The organism is Sphingomonas sp. CFBP8993 (assembly GCF_034044895.1).
In the GTDB taxonomy this organism is placed as follows: Bacteria; Pseudomonadota; Alphaproteobacteria; order Sphingomonadales; family Sphingomonadaceae; genus Sphingomonas.
Map to the genome: position 1 here is coordinate 1 of NZ_JAXCWU010000001.1, position 21,777 is coordinate 21,777.

Below are 21,777 nucleotides of genomic sequence, written 5' to 3' on the forward strand. Positions count from 1 at the left end.
CAATTTCCCCCTTCTCGCGGGGTGGAGCAGCCCGGTAGCTCGTCAGGCTCATAACCTGAAGGCCGCAGGTTCAAATCCTGCCCCCGCAACCATTACGCCACATATACCATACGCCGCCCCCAGGGGCGGCGTCGGCGTTTGTGGCATATGCCACTAGCGATGCCTCGCTCGCCACCACCTCCGCCACAACCGCCGCCTCTGGGCCACCCGCCGTGCCCTGGCGGCTTGATCCCGTTACCGCAGGGTCTTTCGGCATAGTGTGCAGGCACCGATCAGCTGGTGAGCAGAGGTCGAGGATGCCCCCGACAGCGTTCCAGAGGCCATGGCCCGCGCTCTCGGTGGGATTCATAATGTCAGATCATAAGCGGCTCGACCGTAGCGCGCTGGTGCCCCAGCGCCTTAAATATGTATCGGCTGCACTATTCCGGCGATCGGGATCGCGTTCGGTTGGATGAGGCGCTTGGTCGTCCGAATTCGATGACGGGACCGTCGGTTGAAACCGGCTGATCGAACAGTGCTCCGATCAGCGTCAGGCTTTCAACCGGATGGTCCAGGCGGAAACGGCCGTTGAAGCGTTCGTCGGCTAGACCCGGGTTCAGCAGCTCGATCGGCCGCGTGCTGTATCGCCTGAGCCGCGTGATGGCATCGCCGAGACGGATGCTATCGCCGCTGAGCCAGCGGTCCTGCCACCCCTGATAGCGCTCGACGTCAAAGTCGTGGAGCGTGATCCGCCCTGCGCCGGCTTCCGCCCAGTGCCCGGCAGTGACGACCATGGCGGGCTGACCCGGCACGGTCAGGCGCACGCGGCCGCGATAGACGCGCAGCTCGCTGGTTCCTGCTCCCCGATCGACGCTGAAATTGGTGCCGAGCGCGACCATCTGCCCCTCGGGTGTCGAGACGGCGAAGGGGCGGGCGGCGTCATGGCGTACTTCGAACCGGGCGGCGCCCTGTTGCAGGGTCAGGTTGCGGGCACGGTCGGAAAAGGCGATGGCGATGTGGGAGGCCGCGTCGAGCGTCATGTCCGAGCCATCGGGCAGCGCAACCTCGCGCTGCTCGGCGGTTGCCGTGGCGTAGACGTGCGTGACGGACGACGCGCCCGGCCCGGCCAATCGCCAGACCAATGGCGTCGCGACCGTTACCGCAAGCGCCGCCGCCATGCCGACCATCACGCGGCGCGGCATCCGGGAGGGAGCCACTCGGCTCCAGGCGCGGATACGCGGGCGGGGTGGAGGAGATATCGTGGGTTTTTCGATCTGCTCGATGGCGGCGAACAAGGCCGGATCGCCGAGCAGTCGAACCATGCGCGACAGCGCCTCGCGGTGCGCGCCCGACCGATCGAGCCAGGCCCGGAGTTCGACGCGCGCGTCGGGCGATAGTGCATCCAGTCGATCGGCCCAGTCGGCAGCCTCCTCCAGGAGCAGCATGGCGTCAGTCATGACGACCCCCTCCACGGACCGGCAGGTCGTCGATGCAGCCGTCGAGGTCGACCATGGCGCGGACGAGATGCTTCTTCACCGCCTCGACGCTAAGGCCCATCTCGTCGGCGATCTGCTGGCGGGACTTGCCCTCCAGATGCCGTTCGATGAAGACCGTGCGGCGCTGGGTCGGTAGGCGGGCGAGCGCGGCCTGAAACCGGTCGAAGCGCTGGCGATAATCGAGGATCTCGTCCGACAGCGGCATGGCGCAGGCGATGTCGGGATCGACCGGGCCGCCATCCTCGGCATTCCGGCGGCCGCGGTTGTGGATGACCGAGTCCGCGACGCGAAAGGCATAGGCGAGCGGCTGTTCGATCACCTGTTTGCGCTCCTGCTCGATCACCCGCATGATCGCCTCCTGCACGATATCCTCCGCCTGTTCGGATTCCCGGATACGCCTGCGGACATAGGTCAGCAGCCGTTCGCGCCCCTCGACCGCCCAGGCGATCGGATCGCTCATTCGGTGTCGTTCAGGAAGAGCCGGTGGCATGGCATCCGGGGACAGGCCTCATCGAAAAAGATCCGCGCCGCACCCATAAGGGTACGGCGCGGTGCCACGGATACCCCGATAGCGCGGGGTATCAAGAGCGTTCATGGAAGCCGGATCAGAAGGTGACCCGGATACCGCCCAGCAAGGTCGTGCCCGAGCGGGTCACGACATAAAGCCGCCTGGTGCTGTTCGAATATTGCCGCTCGCGCTGGTTGGTCAGGTTGATGCCGTTCAGCGTCAGCTGGACGTTCTTCGTGACCGCATAATGTGCCGACATGTCCATATAGACGGTGCCCTCGAACCCGGTCACGTCCTGGTCCGGCCCAAGCGCCGTCAGCACCGGCGAGGCGCTGAAGATATAGCCGCTGCGGTAATTGGCCGAGACGCGGGCGTCGAACGCCTTGTCCTGATAGTAGAGGGTGGCGTTGGCGTTATACTTGCTCAGCCCCTCCAACGTGGTCGGAATGCTGCCCGCATAGATTTTCGAATAGTCGAGCCGCGAGTCGACATAGGTGAAGTTCACTGCCGTCCCCAGCCGGTCGAAGGGAGCAGGCAGGAACTTGAAGTCGGTCTGGCCGGACAGTTCGATGCCGAACAGGTTGGTCTTCGCCAGATTGACCGGCCGCGAATAGCTGTCGACGATCGTCGATCCGGTCACGCCCGGATAGAGATTGTCGGGCAGGCCGGTCTGCGAATAGGGCACATTGTTGACCGTCTGGTTCGAGATATAGCCGTCGAGCGTCTTGTAGAACAGCGCCCCCGCGACATAGCCGACCGAGCCGAAATAATATTCGGTCGAGATGTCGAAATCGGTCGACTTGTAGGGGCGCAGGTTCGGATTGCCGATCGACACGGTTACATTGCCATTGTCGTTCGTCACCGACCCGTTGACTGCCAGCGCGCCGAGTGCCGGGCGGTTGATGTTCTTCGACGCGGCGAAGCGGACCATCAGGCCGGGGTCCAGTTCGAAGATGAAGTTGGCGGCGGGAAGCACGCCCTCATATTCGCCGCGCACGGTGATCGGGCCGACATTGGCGGTGCCGTCCGAGGTCACGGTCGTGCGGTAATAGCGCGCACCGATATTGCCGCGGAACGGCACGCCGCCCAGGATGTGGTTCCAGTCATATTGCACGAAGGCGGCACCGGTCCGTTCCTCGACCGCGAACACGCCCAGCGGCTTGGTCAGATATTGCGACCGGTCGATGCCCAGCGTCTGGAGCATCTTGGGGAAGTTCACGATCGTCCAGTCCTGGCCGCTATAGCCGGTATAGGTCTGGGCATAGGCGCTGGGATTGGCGTTGACCTTGCCCGACACGAAACCGCTGGTCAGGATATTGTCCTGCTCGGCATAATAGCCGCTGTTCGAGAAGCGCCGCCATTCGCCGCCGACGCTGATCTTGTCGTCGGGCGATGCCTTGTACTCGAAGCTGCCCTTGACGTTGTCGAAGCCCGAATCCTGGAACGTCTGGTTCGCATACAGACGCTTGGCATGCCAGAAATTGGGGTCGGTCGTGTTGAACTTGTAGGTGTTCACCAACGAATAGGTGCCGCCGCGATAGTCGGAGATGACGTCGCCAAAGCCCTCCAGCGTGAACTTGTCGTTGACCGGCATGTCGTAGCGCGAACGCTCGACACCGCCAAGCCAGCGGAAGGTCAGGCCGTCGACCAGCTCGGCATCGCCACTGAGGACAAGCTGCTTGAAGACGTTCTTGGTGTTCTGGACGCGGGTTTCGGTCGACGCCTTGCCGCCCGACACGTCGAGATAGGTCACCTCGTTACGGTCGTTCCACTGGATCGCGTTGACCCGCGAGTTCGGATAGACCGTGCCCGCGAACGTCTCGCCGCCGCCGAGCCAGGTCGAGCTGCCGCCGCCGCGCGAGGCGAGGTGGGTTTCGAACCGGTCACCCTTGAACTGGCCGTACAGGCCGTCGAGCGTGACATGGACTTTGTCGGTAGGTGCCCACTGGACCGAGCTCGTCAGGCCGATCCGCTCCTGCTTGCTGTCCCACACCGACAGGCGGTTGCCGCGCGCGAACAGCAGGTCGCCCGAGTTGATCTTGGCCTGCTCGGCGGCGGTCAGGCCGCTGATGTTGCTGCCGTTCGCCTTGTTGCGGCGCCAGCGATAGGTGTCGAAACCCTCTTCGCGGGTGTTGCGGCGGCTATAGGCACCCGACACCAGTATGCCGAAATTGCCCCAATTCTTGGAAACGAGACCGGTCAGGCGCGGCTGGAAATCGCGGGTCAGCGAATTGGTGCCGCCCTGCGCCGACAGTGCGACCTTGGTGCCCTTGTAATCGAAGGGGCGCGCGGTGAAGAGGCCGACCGTCCCCGCCAGACCGCCTTCGGTCTGCTGCGCTTGGTACGACTTCTCGACGTCGACATGGTTGAACAGTTCGGCGGCGAACAGGTTGAAGTCGAAGGCGCGGTCGCGCGTTGTCTGGCCACGGCTGTCCTGCGGCGAGTCGACATTGCCCAGCACTTCCATGCCGTTCAGCTGGACGCGGGTGAAGTCGGGGCCCAGGCCGCGCAGGGAGATCCGGCGACCTTCGCCCGCCTCGCGGTTGATCGCGACGCCGGGCAGGCGCTGGAGCGCCTCGGCCAGGTTCAGGTCGGGAAAGGCCGCGATATCGCTGGCCGAGATCGAGTCCTTGATGATCGTCGCATCACGCTTCGAATTGCGCGCCTGGGCCAGGCTGGTGCGATAGCCTGTGACGACGACTTCGCCGCCGGTGCTGTTGGTTGCGGCGTCGTTTGCGCCTGCCGCCTGATCCTGTGCCCAAACCGGTTGCGCGACACACAGCGCGCTCGACGCCAGCAACAGCGTCCGCTTGATACCCATCACGAAAAATTCCCCCACGAAATCACATTCGCTCGCCCGAGCCATACGGGCGAATGCGGGGAAGACGGCGGCGAGCGACAAACGGGGACAAGGAAATTTGTAAAAGTTTTAAGACATTTATGGCGTTTTTATTACATCGTAACCAATGTGATGATAGCGCAGCCAATTATCGCAAGACATTGTCCCCGAAATTGGGCAGGCGGTGTCTTCAAGGGTTTCGATCGTTTCTTGGGCGGGGTCTGAATGATGGGCGGGATGATGCGGGGATGGGGGCTGGCGGCCGTCGCCGGACTGGCGATGCTGTCGCCCGGCGAGGCCAGTGCGAAGGATGTCGCGGGCTATCTGGCAGCGGGTGAGGGGGTCAATCTGGCGATCATCCTGCCAGGGCCACCCACGCCCGGATCGCCGCGCGCCCTGGCCGATGCACGCGCCTTTCGCGACAGCCGGGCGCTGCGCGGCATGGCGCGGTGGCAGCAGGCGACGGCGGACGTGTCGAGCGACCTGGGCGCGCGCTTCGCCGACGCACTGGGCTTTCGTCCGGACTGGAGCAAATTGCCGCTGACCCGCGCGATGCTGGCCCGGTTCGACGCGGACCGCTCGACGGCGATCCGCGCGGCCAAGGCGCATTGGCAATCGCCGCGACCCTTTATCGGCAGCGACCTGACCATTTGCGAGCCGCGTACGGCGGGCCTGATCGCCAATGGCGACTATCCTTCCGGCCATACCGCCAATGGCTGGAGCTTTGCGCTGATCATGGCCGAACTATTGCCCGACCGGGCGAGCGCGCTTCTGGCGCGTGGGCACGATTATGGCGACAGCCGCTGGATCTGCGGTTCGCACAGCCAGAGCGCGGTCGAGGGCGGGTATATGGCGGCCAGCGCGATCGTCGCGCGCGAACATGGCAATGCGGCCTTTCGCCGCGACATGGCGGCGGCGGCAGACGAGCTGGCACGCTACCGGACTAGCGCCGCCACTCCGCACTGAGGCTGACGACGCGACCCTGCTGCGCACGGACGGTGACGATGCCGTCCGTGCCACCCGCCCGAATCTCACCGCCCAGCGCATCGCCCTGCATCACCGCGATCCGGTCGAGCAGGTTGGTGGCGCGAAGCTGTACCGTGAGCGCGGGGCTTGCCGTCCAGCGTGCGCCGAGGCCCAGGATCGCGAAACCGGGCAGCGCCAGGCTGTTGGCGTCATCGGCGAACCGCCGCCCCATGGCCGAGACATCACCGTCGAGCGTGATGCCGGTGCCGGGCAGGGCCGCGCTGGCCGACAGGCTGGCCATCATGCGCGGTACGCGGCGGGGAATGCGTCCGCTCAGATCGGTGACGACGGGTATCCCGTCGGCCAGGCTGGTCAGCCGATAGGATTGCAGCCGGGGATCCTGGATCGTCACCGTACCGCGTAGCGTCACGCCCTGCACCGGGGCGGCGCGGGTACCGAGTTCCAGCCCGATCGTCCGGGCCGCCGCGGCATTCGTCCCGACCCGAACCGCCCCCGTCACGGGATCGAGCGACAGATCGGGCAGGGCGATATTCGGAAAACGGCTGGCGAACAGCGTCGCGTCGAAGCCGAGCCTGTCCTGCCTCCAGATCAGTCCGAGTTCCCCCTGTTCGATGGTCATCGCCCGAGCCGGATCGCCGCCGCCGACGCGGAACACGCCCGGATCGGGCAATCGCATCGCGCGCGTCATGCGGGCGAACACCCCGGTTGCCGAATTTGCCCGCCAATGGAGCGCGACCGTGGCGGCGGTGCGCGCGATGCGTTCGCGGCGGTCGTCCCATTGGCCCGATCCGATGGCGATGCGATCGTCGGCCAGCGTGGCGGGATCGCCGCCATCGCGTGTCGTCGCGCGCTCGACGACAGCCGACAGCCGGGCCCGCTCGTGGCGAAGGCCCCAGTCGATCCGCCAACGCTCGGCAATCTGCCATTCGTCGGCGGCATAGAGTGCGATCATGTGCTGGCGGCCAGTCATCGCTTCATAGGTCGATCCGGTGTTCAGCAAGCCATCGTCGGTCAGCCGCCCGAGCGCTCGGCCATCACCATCCAGCGCGGTCAGGTCCAGCCGCCGCCCCTGTTCGCGCGCTTCGAGCAGGGCCCGCGCCACCGCCCGCCGAAAGTCCCAGCGATAGCCCACGGCATAGAGCCCCAGGGTCAGGTCATGACGGCCCGCCGCCTCCAGCCGCCGGGCATAGGAAATATCGGCCAGCCCTTCGGCCAGTCGGGTATCCGCCGCGACCGGGTTGAGCGCGACGACCAGGTCGTTGTCGGGCAGCGGAGTAAAGGCCGTCCCGTCGCTCGCATGGGTCAGGGTGACGCTGGCCGTGCCGGGAAAGGCGGCGGCGAGACGCGGGGCGGCCTCGGCCAAGGCCTGCGCGGCGGGGATCGCATTGCCGGAGGAGGACAGCGCATAACGCTCGGTCCGCGATGCCCGGATATGGGCGCGCACGCTGAGGATGCCGTCCGCGACCGGCTGGGTCAGCGACAGCGACGGCACGACCATCCGGTTGCGATTATTGCGCCCGAACGGACGGTCACCCAGGGTCGCGAAACGCAGATCGGACAGCTCGGGCCCGAAAAAGCTGCCGCGTCGGGGATCGAAGCCGGGCAGGGGACGGATCTGTCCCTGCACGATCCGCATCGGAAAGGACGAGATATTGAGCGTATCGTCGGCGAGGGTATGGATCGCCAGACTCAGCGTGCCGCCACCGCCCAGGTCGTGGTCGAGCCGGGCCCGCATCTGCCCGCCGCCCAGCGTCGCGGCGATCCGCCGCACCGTCGGATCGCTGGCGATCATGCCGCCCGCGATCATGCGCCAGCCCGGCGCGATGGGTGCGGTGGCATAGCCCTCCCACCGCGCCAGTCCGTAGTCGCTGGCCGTCACCCGCACTGCGCCGCCCGGCCGGTCAACCGGTGCCCGCGTACGCAGGTTGAGGACCCCGCCCGGCGCATTGCTGGCAAAGATCGCCGACGGGCCGCCGCGGACATAATCGGCGCTCTCGATCATCAGGTCGGGGCGGACGAACTGGTCGATATCGGTCCAGGGCAAGGTGTCGTGCTGGACCGGCAGGCCGTCCACCTGAACCGCGATCCCCTGATATCCGTCGAGTGGAATGCCGCGCACCCGGATCGTGTTGGCGGCGGCACCAGCGGATGTGTCGACCCACAGGCCGGGCAACCCCGACAACAGCTCGGCCAGGCTCTGCGGCGGGCGCCGGGCCAGCGTGATCGCGTCGAGGTGCGAGGCGGAATAGCTGCGCTCCAGCTCGCCCTGGATGGTGGTGCCGCGACGGCCGGTAACGATGACGTCGGGCCCGATCACCGGGGCTGGTGGGGGAGGGGCAGCAGGGCGCGCCCTGACCGCCGGGATGGGGCGGTGCTGCGGTGTTTCGGCACGCACCACGATACCGCCCGCGATCTGGCGGCAGGACAATCCGGCGGGTCGACACCAGCGGGCAAGCGCCTGCGACAAACGCATCTGTCCGCGCAGCGCCGCCGCATCGCGACCCGCCAGATCGCCCGGCCGCGCGACCACGGCCTGGCCCGCCTGTCGCGCCAGGCGGTCGAGCCCCGACGCCACGGGACCGGCGGCAAGATCGACGGAGAGCAGGGGATCGGCTTGCGCGCCCGCCAGCACCAGCGCGAGCAGCGCCGTCATGACCACCCCCCTGGTGGACCCGAAATCATTCGCCCCCTGCCATCCCCGTCGCAACCACCGCGACCGCCTGTAGGCGGGCCGATACGCGGCAATTATGTAGGGCGCATGTCAGTGGCGCAGGGGGTCGCAGGGCAGGCTATTCCTCCCCTGTAAGCGGCAGGAAGAAAATCAATGTGGCCCGACCGTCAGATCTTCAGATGCGCGGTCCGGTCGCGCTTGGCGGCAAGGGCCTGGCGGACCTCGGCGACCGCGCGGGCTTCGCTCGCGATCAGCAGCCCTTCCAGTGCGGCGGTCAGGTGGCGCTGCATCGCGACCCGCGAGGCGACGGCGTCGCGCGTGCGCAACGCTTCCAGGATCGCGGCGTGATGCTCGACGATCGGCCGTACGTCGATTTCGAACACCTTGGCGTCGAGCAGCGCGCTCTCGGCCGAGCGTAGTCGCTGTTCCCACAGTCGGTCGATCGTCTCCAGGATCGCGCTGTTGCGCGTCGACCGGGCGATCAGCGTGTGAAAGGCCCGGTCCGCACGAAAGGCACCGCCGACGGTGTTGTTCTCTTCCTCGATCGCGTCGACCAGCGTCGCCAGTTCGTCCAGTTCCGCGTCGGTGATCTGGGTCGCGGCCAGCGCCGCCGCTTCGGGTTCGAACAGCAGCCGCGCCTCGGCCACTTCCATCGCCGACACGCCGAAATCGGGGGTTTCGCCCTGGCCCGGCAGCGCGACGACATGCGCGCCCGATCCGATGCGAACCTCGATAAACCCCTGGACCTCCAACGCGATCAGCGCTTCGCGAATGACGGGACGGCTGACCTCGAACCGGGTCGCCAGTTCGCGCTCGGCGGGCATGCGCGTGCCGACTGGATAGCGGCCGTCCTGAAGCTCGGCGATCAGCGTACGGGCGAGTTCCCGGTAGAGCCGGTCCTGGGTCGTATTGTTGTCCATCACCGCCCTTATAGGGGGCGCAACCGCGCGCTGGTCAAGCACTTGCATCGGATTGGTCGGGCGGGTTTTCGATCGGCTTTATCAGGGCGTGTTTTCGTCACGCGCCTCGACGACGTTCAGATCACGCGACGCCTTGCTCCGCCAGATAGCGGGCCAGCCGCTCGGGCGTTTGCGGGGGCACATGCAGGCCCAGCTTGCTGCGGCGATAGAGAATGTCCTCCGCCGTCCGCGCCCATTCGGCTCTTACCAGATAATCCACTTCGGCGGTGTGCAGGCCGCCGCCCAGATCCTCGCCCAGATCACCCGACGCCAGGATCCTGTCGACGCGCGTGCCATAGGCGCGGGCCAGACGCCGCAGGAGCGCGGGCGGCACCTGCCCATGGCGTACGGTCAGGTCGGCCAGGAAGCGGTCGAAGTTGGCGTCGGCAAAGTCCCCGCCGGGCAGCGTCGCACCCGCCGTCCAGGCCGGTCCCGCCGCAGGGAAGAAAGCGGCCAGTTCGCGCATCGCGTGTTCGGCCAGCTTGCGATACGTCGTGATCTTGCCGCCGAAGATGTTGAGCATCGGCGCCTGCGCCTCACCCTCCGCCCCGGTGTCGAGGTCGAGGACATAGTCGCGCGTCACTGCCGAGGCATTGGCGGCATGATCGTCGTAGAGTGGCCGGATACCGGCATAGCTCCAGACGACGTCCGACGGATCGACCTTGCGCATGAAATACCGGTTCGCGGTGTCTAGCAGATAGGTGGTTTCGGCCTGGCTGATCGACGCCTTGGCCGGGGCCTCGGTCCAGGGCTCGTCGGTGGTGCCGACCAGGGTGAAGCGGCCCTCATAGGGGATGGCGAAGACGATGCGCCGGTCGTCATTCTGGAGCATGAAGGCATGGTCGCCCTCGTAAAGCCGGGGCAGGACGATATGGCTGCCCTTGACCAGCCGCACGCCGCGATCGCGCCGGGTGCCGTGCGTCCGGCCGATGACGTCGGCGACCCAGGGTCCGGCGGCGTTGACCAGCGCGCGGGCCTGGACCTTGCGCGGCGTGCCACCCTCCGCAGCCACCGTCGCGGTCCAGCCCGCTCCCTCGCGGCGGGCGTCGATCAGCCGCGTTCGCGTCTCGATCCGCGCGCCCCGCTCCTGCGCGTCGAGCGCGTTCAGCGCGACCAGGCGGCTATCCTCGACCCAGCAATCCGAATAGACGAAAGCCTTGCCCTCTCGCGGCGAAAGCCCCGCGCCCAGCGGCGAACGCTCCAGCGCGACGGTGCGGGTGCCGGGCAATTTGTCTCGCCCACCCAGATGATCGTACAGGAACAGGCCCAGCCGAACCATCCAGGCGGGACGCGGCGACCGGGTCTGCGGCAGGACGAAGGACAGCGGCCAGATGATGTGCGGCGCCATGTTCAACAGCCGCTCACGCTCGATCAACGCCTCTCGCACCAGCCGGAACTCGCCATATTCCAGATAGCGCAGGCCGCCATGGATCAGCTTGGTCGACGCCGACGAAGTATGGCTGGCCAGATCGTCCTGCTCGACCAGCAGCACGGACAGGCCGCGCCCGGCGGCATCGCGCGCGATCCCTGCGCCGTTGATGCCGCCGCCGACGATCAGCAGGTCGACCCTATCCGTGCCATGGTCCGTCATGCGGCCTCGCCCTGGTTTCGAACACGGTCCCTGATATACCGATTACCGACAAAGCGACATGACCGACGTTCATCGGAAACCGTGTGACGTCGCAGAACGAAGGCTGAGAGAGGCGAGAAGGATGGCGTCGCACATTCTGGTGATCGATCAGGGGACCACCTCGACACGCAGCATCGTCTTCGATGGGCACGCCCGCCGGGTCGCCATCGCCCAGGCCGAATGCGCGCAGCACTATCCCGCGCTCGGCTGGGTCGAACATGACCCGGAGGATATCTGGCGCGACGCGCTGGCCACCGCGCGCAAGGCGATCGGCGAAAGCCGCGTCGTCCCGGCCGAGATCGCCGCGATCGGCATCACCAACCAGCGTGAGACGGTCGTCGTCTGGGACCGCGCCACCGGCGAGCCGATCCACCGCGCGATCGTGTGGCAGGACCGACGCGGCACCAGGCTGTGCCAGACGCTAAAGGCCGATGGTGCCAAGGATCTGGTGCGGGAGCGGACCGGCCTGTTGATCGACCCCTATTTCTCCGCGACCAAGCTCGCCTGGCTGCTCGACCATGTCGAGGGTGCGCGGGGGCGCGCCGAGCGGGGTGAACTGGCGTTCGGGACGATCGACAGCTTCCTGCTCTGGCGACTGACCGGCGGCGCGGTGCATGCCACCGACATCACCAATGCCAGCCGCACCATGTTGTTCGATATCCATCGCGGCATTTGGGACGAGGAACTGTGCCGGTTGCTGCGCGTGCCGATGGCGATGCTGCCGGAGGTGCACGACAATGCCCATGTCTTCGGCACGACCGTGCCCGATCTGCTGGGGGCGGCGATCCCGATCGCGGGGATGGCGGGCGACCAGCAAGCGGCGTTGTTCGGCCAGGCCTGTTTCCGGCACGGCATGGCCAAGTCGACCTATGGCACCGGCTGCTTCATGCTGCTCAACACCGGCGAGACGGCGGTCGTATCGAAGCATCGGTTGCTGACCACGCCCGCGTATCGCCTGAACGGCAAGACGACCTATGCGCTGGAGGGTTCGATCTTCGTGGCAGGCGCGGCGGTGAAGTGGCTGCGCGACGGGCTGGGCGTCATCACCCATGCCAGCCAGACGGACGACTTGGCGACGCAGGTGCCCGACAGTCATGGCGTCTATATGGTCCCCGCATTCGTCGGCATGGGCGCGCCCTATTGGGAGCCGGATGCGCGCGGCGCCATCCATGGCCTGACGCTGGGGGCGAGCGCGGCGCATCTGGCGCGTGCGGCGCTGGAGGCGGTCGCCTATCAGACGATGGACCTGGCTCAGGCGATGAAGGCCGATGCTGGCGAGGGGCCCGCGATCCTGCGTGTCGATGGCGGCATGGCGGCCAATGACTGGCTGTGCCGCTTCCTTGCCAACATGATCCAGACGCCGGTCGAACGGCCCGCCGACCTGGAGACGACGGCGCGCGGCGCGGCGTTCCATGCCGGGCTGGCGACGGGCGTGTGGTCGGGCCTCGACGCGCTGGAACGGCTCTGGTCGCGTGAGGAATGTTTCGAGCCGTCGATGACCGATGAAGCGCGTGCCCCGTTGGTCGCCGGGTGGCGGGACGCGGTGGCGCGGACGCTCGCCAAGCCGGGCGCGGTCTAGGCGTAATAGGGGCGATGCCGGTCCCGGCGGTGACGCGCGGCATCGGCGCTGTCCGTGCAGGGAACTGCCTTTTTACGACCGTCAAACTCCTCCCCTGATAGTAGAGGAAAGGACCAGCTCGAACGTCGTAACCGCGACGGGCAACAGCGTCAGCTCGCCGCCATGCGCCTGGGCGATCCGGCGGGCCAGGGTCAGGCCGATGCCCGAACCTTCCGGCTTGGTGGTGTGGAAGGGGCGGAAGATCCGGGCCCGTTCGGGCGCGGCGACACCCCGTCCGCTGTCCGACACCCGCACGATCAGCCGGTCCGCTTCCGCCGTCACGGCGAGCGTCACCGCCGGGGCGACCGTCCCGACCAGCGCCGCCTCGGCTGCATTGTGGAGGAGCGCCCAGAGCGCCTGCGTCATCTGATCCCGGTCGCACCAGCCAGCAGTCCCATCGGGCATTTCGATCGACAGCGCTACTTGGTCGCCGAAACGTTCGGCGAACAGGCGCGACAGATCGTCGACCATCTCGCCCATATCCACGGCCGTTCGCACCGGGTCGGGCAGCCGGGCGAGCATCCGATAGGCGCGAGTGAAACGTTCCAGCCCCTCGATCCGCCGGGCCAGCGTGGCGAGGATCGCGGGCAGGCGGGCATCGCCGCGTTCCGCCGCCACCTGTGCGCTGTCAGCCAGCGACACGATCGGCGAGAGGCCGTTGAGCAGTTCGTGGCCCAGAATGTCGATCATCTCGTTATCGGCATGAACCTCGGCAGCGCGGCGTTCCGCCTCGACATCGACCAGCATGACCAGCGCCTGGCCGCCGCCCGCGACCCGCTCGATCCGCCAGCTTCTCCCCTCATGCCGCAGCCGGGTCTCGCGCGGGTCGACCAGTGCGGGCGGCGTCGGGCTCAGCCGGTCGTCGGTGGCAAACAATGTCCGTCCGGCCCGGTTGAGCGCCCGTGCGGCGGTGCCGTCCATCCGCAGCAGCGGCAGGGGTATCTGGTCGAACAGGGCCGAAAGCGGCGGCCCTTCGACGGGCCGCGCCGCTTCTTCCCGGCCTTGTCCGGCCGTCAGGCCGCGCAGGGTTGCCCAGCAGCCCGCAACCACCAGCCAGGCGGCACACAGCACCAGTCCGGCGATACTTGCCAACATGCCCCCTTGCCAGGCCAGCACCAGCAGCGCGCCGATCCCGGTCAGCGCGGTCCCGGAAACGGCGGCGGCGGCGACCCGGCGGGTCGCAGGGTCAAAGGCCATGGCGCGCCATCCGCCGATACAGCGCACCACGGCTGAGCCCCAGTGCCTGTGCGGCCTGGGTGACGTTGTGGTGGTGCTCTGCCAGCGCGGCCTCGATCATGCCGCGCTCGCTCTGGTCCAGGTCGAAGCTGGCGCGGCCCGGTGCCGCGTTTTGCAGGATGGCGGCGGTCGGCACGGCTGGGGCGAGCAACGCGGCGTCGATCACACCGTCCTCGCCCAGCAGCAGCGCGCGTTCGATCGCGGCGGCCAGCCCGCGTATCTCGTCGGGCCAGATCGCATCGGCGAACAGCGCCTCGGCGGCGGGCGTGAAGCGGGGCAGGGGGCGGCCATGCCGCTGGGCCGCGAGCCGGGCAAAATGCCTTGCGAGCAGCGGCACGTCCCGGCGGCGGGCGGCCAGCGGCGGGGCGGCGATCTCGACCGTGGCGATCCGCCGGGCCAGCGCCGGGGCGATCGCGCGTGCATCGTCGGCGATGGCGATGAAGCGACCCGGGCGCAACCGGTCGAGCAACCGCGCCTGGGTCATCTCGTCCAGTCGGTCGGGATGACGCAACAGCCAGGTGGTGCCCGCGCCGCCCTGATCCAGTCGGTCCCAGGCTTGCGGGTCGCGCAGATCGATCCGCATCATCGGCGTCTCCGCCCCCGCCCCCGCCGCCGCCGAAGCCGCGTGGACGGCGGCGGCGATCAGGCTGCGCCCGGCACCCGAAGGACCCGTCACGACGACGCCCGCCATGGTGGGGCCGATCCGGCGGACCACCATGCGCACCTGCTCGATCGCGTCGCTGTCGCCGAGCAGTCGGGCGGGCTCCGTCATGCTATTCCCCATGACAGGGGTCGCGAAGATATCGGGTTTGGCCGGGCGGCGGCGGGCGGCCAGTTCGATCTTGGCGATCAGCTCGGCATTGCGCCATGGCTTCATCACGAAGTCGCGCGCGCCCGCCTGCATCGCGGTGACCGCCAGCCGGATACCGCTATGCGCGGTGATGACGACGATGCACGCACCCGGATCGTCGGCCAGCAACCGGTCGAGCACGACCAGTCCCTCCGCCCCGTCGGTGCGCCCGGCGGTATAGTTCAGGTCGAGCAGGATCGCGTCGTATCGCCGGGTCGCCAGCATGGAAAAGCCGTCCTCCGGCCCCTGCGCCACGTCCAGCCTGTGCCCGGCCAGGTCGATGGCCAGGACGAGCGATTCGGCGATGCGCGGATTGTCGTCGATCAGCAGGATCGCCAGCGGGCTTGACCGGTCGTCCGACCGTCCATTTCCGGACGGTGCGTCCGGACGTGAACGGTCGGATTGGGCCGCGTTGCTGGAAAAGGGCGTATTCATGGGGGTTTAGGTTTTCCCGCCGTCTTGGGTGACACTCCACCCATGATGACCGAACAACCCGTACACGCAAGCGCTTCGCCGGGGGCAGGCCCCGGGGCAGGAATGGACCGCAGGATCGCGCGCAAGTCGACGCCGTGGTGGCGCCGTCGCCCGGTCGTGATCGCCGCCTTGCTGGCGATCGCCGCCGTCGCGATCTGGCGCATCCTGCCTGCCGCCGGATCGACCGACATCGCGGCCGCCAATGTCGAGACGGGCGAGGTCACGCGCGCGGCGTTCGACGATTATCTGCCGGTCCGCGCCACCGTCACGCCGCGTGTCACCACGCTGGTCGGCGTGTTGTCGGGCGGACAGGTCGAGCGGCTGCTGGTCCAGGACGGCGAGATGGTCGCCGAGGGGCAGCCGCTCGCCACGCTGGCCAACCCGCAGCTGAAGCTCGACGTGCTGACCCGCGAGGCGCAGATCGCCAGCCAGCTGGGCGGCGTCGCCAGCGAAGGACTGGGGATCGAGCGCAACTCGCTCGACCGCGCAGGCCAGGTGGCGCAGGCGGAGTATGACCTGATCAAGGCGCGCCGCGACCTGGGCATCCGTCGCCAGCTGCACGACCAGGGCTTCCTGTCGGATGCGGGCGTCCGCAGTTTCGAGGAAGAGGCCGCCTATCAGGAAAAGCGCTTGGCCCAACTGAAGTCGGGCCGCGCCACCGAGGTGCGGATCACCGCGACCCAGGCGGCGCGGCTGGCCGATACGCAGACGCGACTGGCGGGCAACATGGCGGCAGTGCGGGCAGGCCTGGAGGGCCTGACCATCCGCGCGCCGTCGGGCGGGCGTCTGACCAACTTCGTCATCCAGCCTGGCCAGACGCTGAAGCCCGGCGATCCGGCGGGGCAGGTGGACAGCGAGGGTTCGTGGAAGCTCGTGGCGCAGGTCGACGAATATTATCTCGGCCGCGTGGCGCCGGGGCAGACCGCGACCACAACGGACGGCGCCAAGCTGACCGTGTCGAAGGTCCTGCCCGCGGTGAAGGATGGCCGCTTCCAGGTCGAGCTGACCTTTGTCCGTGCGCCCGCCGGGCTCAATCGCGGGCAGACGATCGACATCCGTATCACCCTGGGCGCCGCGAGCCGCGCGGTGGTGGCGCCGGTCGGCGGCTGGCTGGAGGCGGGCGGTAGTTCGGCCTTCGTCCTCGACCCCGATGGCGCCCATGCCCGCCGCCGCCAGGTCCGCATCGGCCGCCGCAATCCCGAACAGGTCGAGATCCTGTCCGGCCTCAATCCCGGCGAACGCATCGTCATCAGCAACACATCGTCCGTGAAGGGCGATATCCTGAACATCCGATAAGGGGGAGCATCCATGATCCGACTGGAAAATATTCAACGCCGCTACGTCTCCGACGAGGTCGAGACGACCGCGCTGCACGACATCGACCTGCATGTCGCGGAGGGCGAGTTCCTGGCCATCATGGGCCCGTCGGGCTGCGGCAAGTCGACTTTGCTCAACACGCTGGGCACGGTCGATCGGCCGACGGGGGGACGCTATCTGTTCGGCGACCGCGACCTGGCGGCGCTCGACGAAAAGGCGCTGGCCCGGTTCCGCGCCGACACGCTGGGCTTCGTGTTCCAGAGCTTCAACCTGATCGACGAGCTGACCATCGAGGAGAATGTCGCGCTGGGCCTCGCCTATCGCAGCGATGCGGGCGCCAAGGAAGGGGGGCGCCGCGGCCGGGTGGCGGCGGCGATGGACCGGGTCGGCATCGCCCACCGCGCGCGCCACTTTCCCCACCAGCTGTCGGGTGGCCAGCAACAGCGCGCCGCCATCGCCCGCGCCATCGTCGGCGATCCCAAGCTGATCCTGGCGGACGAGCCGACCGGCAACCTCGACACCGCCAATGGCGAGCAGGTGATGAACATCCTGACCGGTCTGAACGACGCGGGCGCCACGATCATCATGGTCACCCACTCGCCCAGCCATGCTGACCTCGCCAAGCGCCGAATCGACATGCTCGACGGCCGTATCGTCGCCAGCGCCATGCGCGCGATCTGAAAAGGACATTTCCATGATGAAGATGATCTCCACCATAGCCCTTTTGTCGATCGCCGCCGCGGCGCCCGCACAGGATGCCGCACCGGGCAATGCCCCGACCTCGCGTGGTTTCGCCATGCATGGCTTCGACCGGATCGAACTGAGCGGCTGCGACATCGTCACCGTCGCGATCGGGTCCGGCTATGCCGTGACGGCGCAGGGGCGGGCGGCGAATATCGACAATCTGCGGATCGATATGACCGGCTCCACCTTGCGCATCCGCCGCCGGAACGACAGCTGCAACGGCCATGACCGGCGGGTGGCGATCGCCGTGACCCTGCCGTCGCTCAAGGCGGTGGACGTCAGCGGCGCGGTGGGAATGAACCTGCCCGCACTCGATGCCCGCGCCTTTGCAATCGACGCCAGCGGGGCGAGCGTGCTTCGGCTTGCGGGTCTGCGTAGCGCAGCGGCCAGCTTCGACCTGTCCGGCGCCAGCCGGGCGACCATTGGCAATCTGCAGGCCGACCGGGTGAGCATCGGCTCTTCGGGGGCCAGCAACCTGCGTGTCGAGGGTACGGCACGGGAACTTACCATCGACGCCAGTGGCGTCGGCGAGGTGGATGCGCGCAACCTGTCCGCGCCCGCCGTGACGATCGGGGCCAGCGGCACCGCCAAGGTCCACGCGGGCAACGCGCAAACGGCGCAGGTCAGCGCGAGCGGCATGGCCAACGTCACGGTCGAGGGCAATCCGCACTGCACCGTGTCCAAGAGCGGGCTCGCCCGCATCGCCTGCGGTCGATGACCGCGTGATCGGGGGGACGCAACCATGAACCGCTTCGCGCTACTGTCGCTCTATCGCTCGCTTGTGCGCCACAAGCTGTTCGCCGCGCTCAACATCGGGGGGCTGGCGGTGGGCATCGCCGTCTTCCTCGTGCTGGGCCTCTATGTCCGGTTCGAGACCAGCTATGAGAAGTGGCTGCCGGATCATCAGAATGTCTACATCGTTCAGACCAACTGGACATTGCCGGAAAGCCCAGCGAACGGGGCCTATCCCTATACGATGGGCGGCCTGCTCGATCAGCTGCGCGAAGACTTTCCGGGGACCGTCGGCACGCGCATTCGTGGCGGCGAGAAGTGGGGCACGGTGTTGCGTGACGGACGGGCGACGCCGGAAGATGTCGCTCAGGTCGATGCAAACTTTTTTCGGGTCATGCCGCTGCCCATGGTGCGCGGCGATGCGATGACCGCGCTTGCGCAACCGGGGAACGCGGTCATCGACGAGGCGACGGCGCGGAAATATTTCGGCGACCGCAACCCGATCGGCCAGCCGCTGACGATCGCGACCGATAATCCGGTCAACTACCGCGTCACGGGCGTTTTCAAGACGCTGCCGACGAACACGGACTTCAAGCTGTCGATCCTGATACCGCTGCCGCGCACGCCACCGTCCCAAAATTGGTTCCATTGGGGCAGCACGTCGCTCCAGACCCTCCTACGCTTCGACAACCCTGCCGCCGCTCGGGCCTTTGCGGGCAAGCTGACGGCGTTCGTGGATCGACGCGGTACGGAGTTGGCGGCCCCCGGCGAGAAACCCTCCGCGGTGCAGCAACTCCGATTGCTGCCGTTGACTCGCCTGCATCTCGAGCCGGAGGGCCAGGATAGCGAAAGCCGGAAGACGACGGTCGTGACGCTCGGGCTGGTCGGACTGCTCACGCTGATGATCGCGATCGTCAATTACGTGAACCTGGCAACCGCCCGTGCAGGGCTGCGCGCCCGTGAAGTCGCGATGCGCAAGGTGCTGGGCGCTAACCGTATCGCGCTGATCCGTCAGTTTCTGGGCGAAGCGATCCTGACCGTGGCGGTCGCCTGCATGGGCGGTCTGATCGTCGCCGAGCTTGGCTTGCCGCTCGTCAATGCTGCGGGTGGTCTGTCGTTGACCATTCCCTATATGGTGGTCGTCCCGGGGCTAGCGCTGTTGACGGTCGTTGTCGGTATCGTTGCCGGTGCTTATCCGGCCATGCTCCTATCGCGCTTCCCAGCCGCCGCCGTCCTCGCCTCTGCACGCTCGCCGGGCGGCGGGCGTACGGGTACGCGGGTGCGCGAGGCGTTGGTCGTCGTTCAGTTCGGCCTGGCCATCGCCTTCATGATCGGCACCGCCGTGCTGCTCGCGCAGACGCGGTATATCCGGCATACCGATCTGGGGTTTCAGCGCGAAGGCTTGCTGGTAGTCCGTTCGATGACCGACTCGCTGGTCGAACCGTCGCGCAAGCCTGCGCTCCTGTCGGCATTACGAAACCTGCCCAATGTTCGCGACGTTACCTTCTCGAACGCAGCGGTAGGCGGCAGCGGCGAAAGCAACAGCGATAATGTGCCGCTGCCGGGCGTTGCCGGCACCGGGCCGTCGCTCGCCTGGGTCATCGTCGGTCCGCGCTTTTTCGAGACCCATGGCGCGCGCCTCGTCGCGGGGCGCTTGTTCGACGATGCGCATGGTGGCGACGATGCGTTCAAGCAGGACAAGGCCAAGGGCCTCAACATTGTTGTCAATCGCCGCGCTCTTTCCAGTCTGCGTTTCCGCTCGCCGCAGGAGGCGATCGGCAAGACCGTAGGTGGTGATCGGCCGCGTACGATCATCGGCGTCGTCGACGATCTACGCTTCGACTCCCCCCGTACCCCGCGAGCACCGACCTACTATGTTTATTATCCGCAGATCGAGAAGGTCGGCACGACCGTCGTGACGATCCGTTTCTCAGGCGATCCTCGCGTCATGAACGCGGCTGTCCGAAACCTGTGGCAGCGCATGGCACCGACCGTCCCGTATAGTGGCGAGACCGCCGACACCCGGCTGGCCGAATTCTATCAGGCCGACGATCGCGCCACCCGCCTGTTCGGCATTGGTGCCGGCCTGGCCGTCCTGATCGGGTGCGTCGGGCTGTGGGGCTTGGCATCCTTCAACACGCAGCGGCGCGTGAAGGAAATCGGCATTCGCAAGACGCTGGGCGCCTCGGCCACCGATATCGTCAGGCTGCTGGTCGGGCAGTTCCTGCGGCCGGTGCTGATCGCCAATCTGGTCGCTTGGCCGCTCGCCTTCGTCGCGATGCAGACGTGGCTGGCGGGGTTCGAGGATCGGATAACCCTGTCGCCGCTCTATTTCGCGGCGGCGACGGCGCTGGCGCTGACCATCGCGGTGCTGACTGTGCTGGGCCAGTCGCTCAAGGCCAGCCGGGCCGCCCCCGCCTGGGCGCTGCGTCATGATTAAGCGGGCGGGGTGGTTACTCCTGGGGGCGGCGCTTGTCGTGGCCGCCCCCGCCTCGGCGGAAACTCTGCGCGAGGCGATCGCGGCGGCGTGGGAGGACAATCCCGAACTCGCCGCCGCCCGTGCCAGGCAGGATGCCCTGGCCGAGACGCCTAACCAGGCGCGCGCCGCCGGGCGGCTGACGGCCGGGGCGACCGGTACGGCGGGCTATGACCGGTTGGGTTCCGACAATACCGGCGTGCGCACGGGGGCGAGTTCGGTGCTGGGCGGGGTGACGGCGACGTTGCCGATCTGGACTGGCGGGCGCGTCGCGTCGGCGGTGCGCGCGACGGGGGGCGATGTCGCCGCCGGGGGCGAGGCCTTGCGCGATATCGAGGCCGATGTGCTGGAGCGCGTGGTCGGTGCCTATGCCGATTTGCTCTATACGCAGCAGGCGGTCGAGGTCGCGCGGGTCGGCATCGCGCGGCTCGACAGCCAGGTGGCGGAGGCGAAGTCGCGTTACGGCCTGGGCCAGGCGACGAAGACCGACGTGGCCCAGTTGGAGGCACAGCGGGCCAGCGTCGTCTCCAACCTGGTCGATGCCGAAGGTGCCGTTGCGGCGGCGGCGGCCGCTTACCGGGCGATCGTCGGGCGCGAGGCGGGCGCACTGGAGCCGACGATCGCCGCCCCCACCGCCTTGCCGCGCACGCTCGCCGATGCGCGCGAGGCGGCGGAGGCGGGCCATCCGCTGCTGCTGGCCCAGCGGCGGCGGGTGGAGGCGGCCGTCGCGCGGATCGACCAGGCGCGGGCCGAGCGGGCGCCCGCCATCGATCTGGGCGGCGGCTATGGGCGCGGCGTGCAATGGGCAGGTGGCGGCGCGAACGGTTTCGACAGCGCGGCCAATGCCGGCCTGTCGCTGCGTGTCCCGCTGCTTACCGGCGGGCTGGTCGCATCGCGCGTGCGGCAGGCCGAGGCGAATGCACGGGCCGAGCGGTTCACGGTGGATGCGGCGGCGCGCGGTGTGGTGCGGGCGGCCGATACCGCCTGGGCCTCGCTTATCGCCGCCCAAGGCCGGTTCAAGGCGAGCTCGGAGGGGCTGCGCGCCGCCGACCTGGCGCTGAAGGGCGTGCGCGCGGAATATGGCTTCGGCCTGCGCTCGACGATCGACATATTGGTCGCCGACCAAAGCTATCGCGCGGCGCAGCTGGCAGTGGCGCGGGCGCAGGTCGATGTCTTGATCGCCCAGGCTGCGCTGTTACGCGCGACGGGGCGGATGGGGCCGGGGGCGTTCGATTGATTGGGCGCGCGATGGCGGGAGTTG

General features: G+C 67.9%; 15 protein-coding genes and 1 tRNA gene. 8 read left to right on the plus strand and 8 right to left on the minus strand.

The annotated features are described in order from the left end of the window. Positions 1–15 precede the first annotated feature (15 nt). Positions 16–92, plus strand: a tRNA-Met gene (locus tag SOM26_RS00005). 327 nt (positions 93–419) lie between these two features. Here the strand turns inward: SOM26_RS00005 and SOM26_RS00010 are convergent. The 3 genes from SOM26_RS00010 to SOM26_RS00020 form a co-directional block, all read right to left on the minus strand. Next, positions 420–1,436: a FecR family protein gene (locus SOM26_RS00010; RefSeq protein ID WP_320450689.1), complete on the minus strand. Its 1,017-nt coding sequence runs from the start codon at positions 1,434–1,436 to the stop codon at positions 420–422. Further along, positions 1,429–1,935, minus strand: coding sequence for a sigma-70 family RNA polymerase sigma factor (locus SOM26_RS00015; RefSeq protein WP_320450690.1), 507 nt, complete (start codon positions 1,933–1,935; stop codon positions 1,429–1,431). The genes SOM26_RS00010 and SOM26_RS00015 overlap by 8 nt, the downstream gene beginning before the upstream one ends. 145 nt (positions 1,936–2,080) lie before the next feature. Then, complete coding sequence (locus tag SOM26_RS00020; protein ID WP_320451248.1) at positions 2,081–4,804, minus strand: TonB-dependent receptor; 2,724 nt, start codon at positions 4,802–4,804, stop codon at positions 2,081–2,083. A 255-nt stretch (positions 4,805–5,059) separates the two neighbouring features. Between SOM26_RS00020 and SOM26_RS00025 the strand changes: the two genes are divergently transcribed. Then, positions 5,060–5,788: an acid phosphatase gene (locus tag SOM26_RS00025; RefSeq protein WP_320450691.1), complete on the plus strand. Its 729-nt coding sequence runs from the start codon at positions 5,060–5,062 to the stop codon at positions 5,786–5,788. On the opposite strand, the gene SOM26_RS00030 is transcribed toward SOM26_RS00025, so the two are convergent. The 3 genes from SOM26_RS00030 to SOM26_RS00040 all read right to left on the minus strand — a co-directional run bounded on the left by SOM26_RS00030 (position 5,766) and on the right by SOM26_RS00040 (position 11,030). Continuing rightward, positions 5,766–8,462 carry a TonB-dependent receptor gene (locus SOM26_RS00030; RefSeq protein WP_320450692.1) on the minus strand — a complete coding sequence of 899 codons (2,697 nt, stop codon included), beginning with the start codon at positions 8,460–8,462 and terminating at the stop codon, positions 5,766–5,768. The genes SOM26_RS00025 and SOM26_RS00030 overlap by 23 nt on opposite strands. Positions 8,463–8,647: 185 nt before the next feature. After that, on the minus strand, positions 8,648–9,400 hold the full coding sequence (locus SOM26_RS00035; RefSeq protein ID WP_320451249.1) for a FadR/GntR family transcriptional regulator: 753 nt from the start codon (positions 9,398–9,400) through the stop codon (positions 8,648–8,650). 121 nt (positions 9,401–9,521) lie between these two features. Further along, complete coding sequence (locus SOM26_RS00040; RefSeq protein WP_320450693.1) at positions 9,522–11,030, minus strand: glycerol-3-phosphate dehydrogenase; 1,509 nt, start codon at positions 11,028–11,030, stop codon at positions 9,522–9,524. A 121-nt stretch (positions 11,031–11,151) separates the two neighbouring features. On the opposite strand from SOM26_RS00040, the gene glpK reads away from it, so the two are divergent. After that, a complete protein-coding gene (gene glpK / locus SOM26_RS00045) occupies positions 11,152–12,648 on the plus strand; it encodes a glycerol kinase GlpK (RefSeq protein WP_320450694.1) in 1,497 nt (498 codons plus the stop codon). 81 nt (positions 12,649–12,729) lie between these two features. On the opposite strand, the gene SOM26_RS00050 is transcribed toward glpK, so the two are convergent. Then, positions 12,730–13,884 carry a sensor histidine kinase gene (locus SOM26_RS00050; RefSeq protein WP_320450695.1) on the minus strand — a complete coding sequence of 385 codons (1,155 nt, stop codon included), beginning with the start codon at positions 13,882–13,884 and terminating at the stop codon, positions 12,730–12,732. Then, positions 13,874–15,208, minus strand: a complete 1,335-nt coding sequence (locus SOM26_RS00055; protein WP_320450696.1) for a sigma-54-dependent transcriptional regulator — start codon at positions 15,206–15,208, stop codon at positions 13,874–13,876. The genes SOM26_RS00050 and SOM26_RS00055 overlap by 11 nt, the downstream gene beginning before the upstream one ends. A 102-nt stretch (positions 15,209–15,310) precedes the next feature. Here SOM26_RS00055 and SOM26_RS00060 point away from each other — a divergent pair, with 102 nt between their 5' ends. From SOM26_RS00060 to SOM26_RS00080, 5 genes are read left to right on the plus strand one after another with little or no spacing between them, the layout of a single operon-like run. Continuing rightward, complete coding sequence (locus tag SOM26_RS00060) at positions 15,311–16,543, plus strand: efflux RND transporter periplasmic adaptor subunit (protein ID WP_320450697.1); 1,233 nt, start codon at positions 15,311–15,313, stop codon at positions 16,541–16,543. A 12-nt stretch (positions 16,544–16,555) separates the two neighbouring features. Continuing rightward, positions 16,556–17,245: an ABC transporter ATP-binding protein gene (locus SOM26_RS00065; protein ID WP_320450698.1), complete on the plus strand. Its 690-nt coding sequence runs from the start codon at positions 16,556–16,558 to the stop codon at positions 17,243–17,245. A gap of 13 nt (positions 17,246–17,258) precedes the next feature. Continuing rightward, positions 17,259–18,026: a GIN domain-containing protein gene (locus SOM26_RS00070; RefSeq protein WP_320450699.1), complete on the plus strand. Its 768-nt coding sequence runs from the start codon at positions 17,259–17,261 to the stop codon at positions 18,024–18,026. Between the two features lie 24 nt (positions 18,027–18,050). Continuing rightward, positions 18,051–20,480 carry an ABC transporter permease gene (locus tag SOM26_RS00075; protein ID WP_320450700.1) on the plus strand — a complete coding sequence of 810 codons (2,430 nt, stop codon included), beginning with the start codon at positions 18,051–18,053 and terminating at the stop codon, positions 20,478–20,480. Further along, on the plus strand, positions 20,473–21,753 hold the full coding sequence (locus tag SOM26_RS00080) for a TolC family outer membrane protein (protein WP_320450701.1): 1,281 nt from the start codon (positions 20,473–20,475) through the stop codon (positions 21,751–21,753). The genes SOM26_RS00075 and SOM26_RS00080 overlap by 8 nt, the downstream gene beginning before the upstream one ends. Positions 21,754–21,777: the final 24 nt, after the last annotated feature.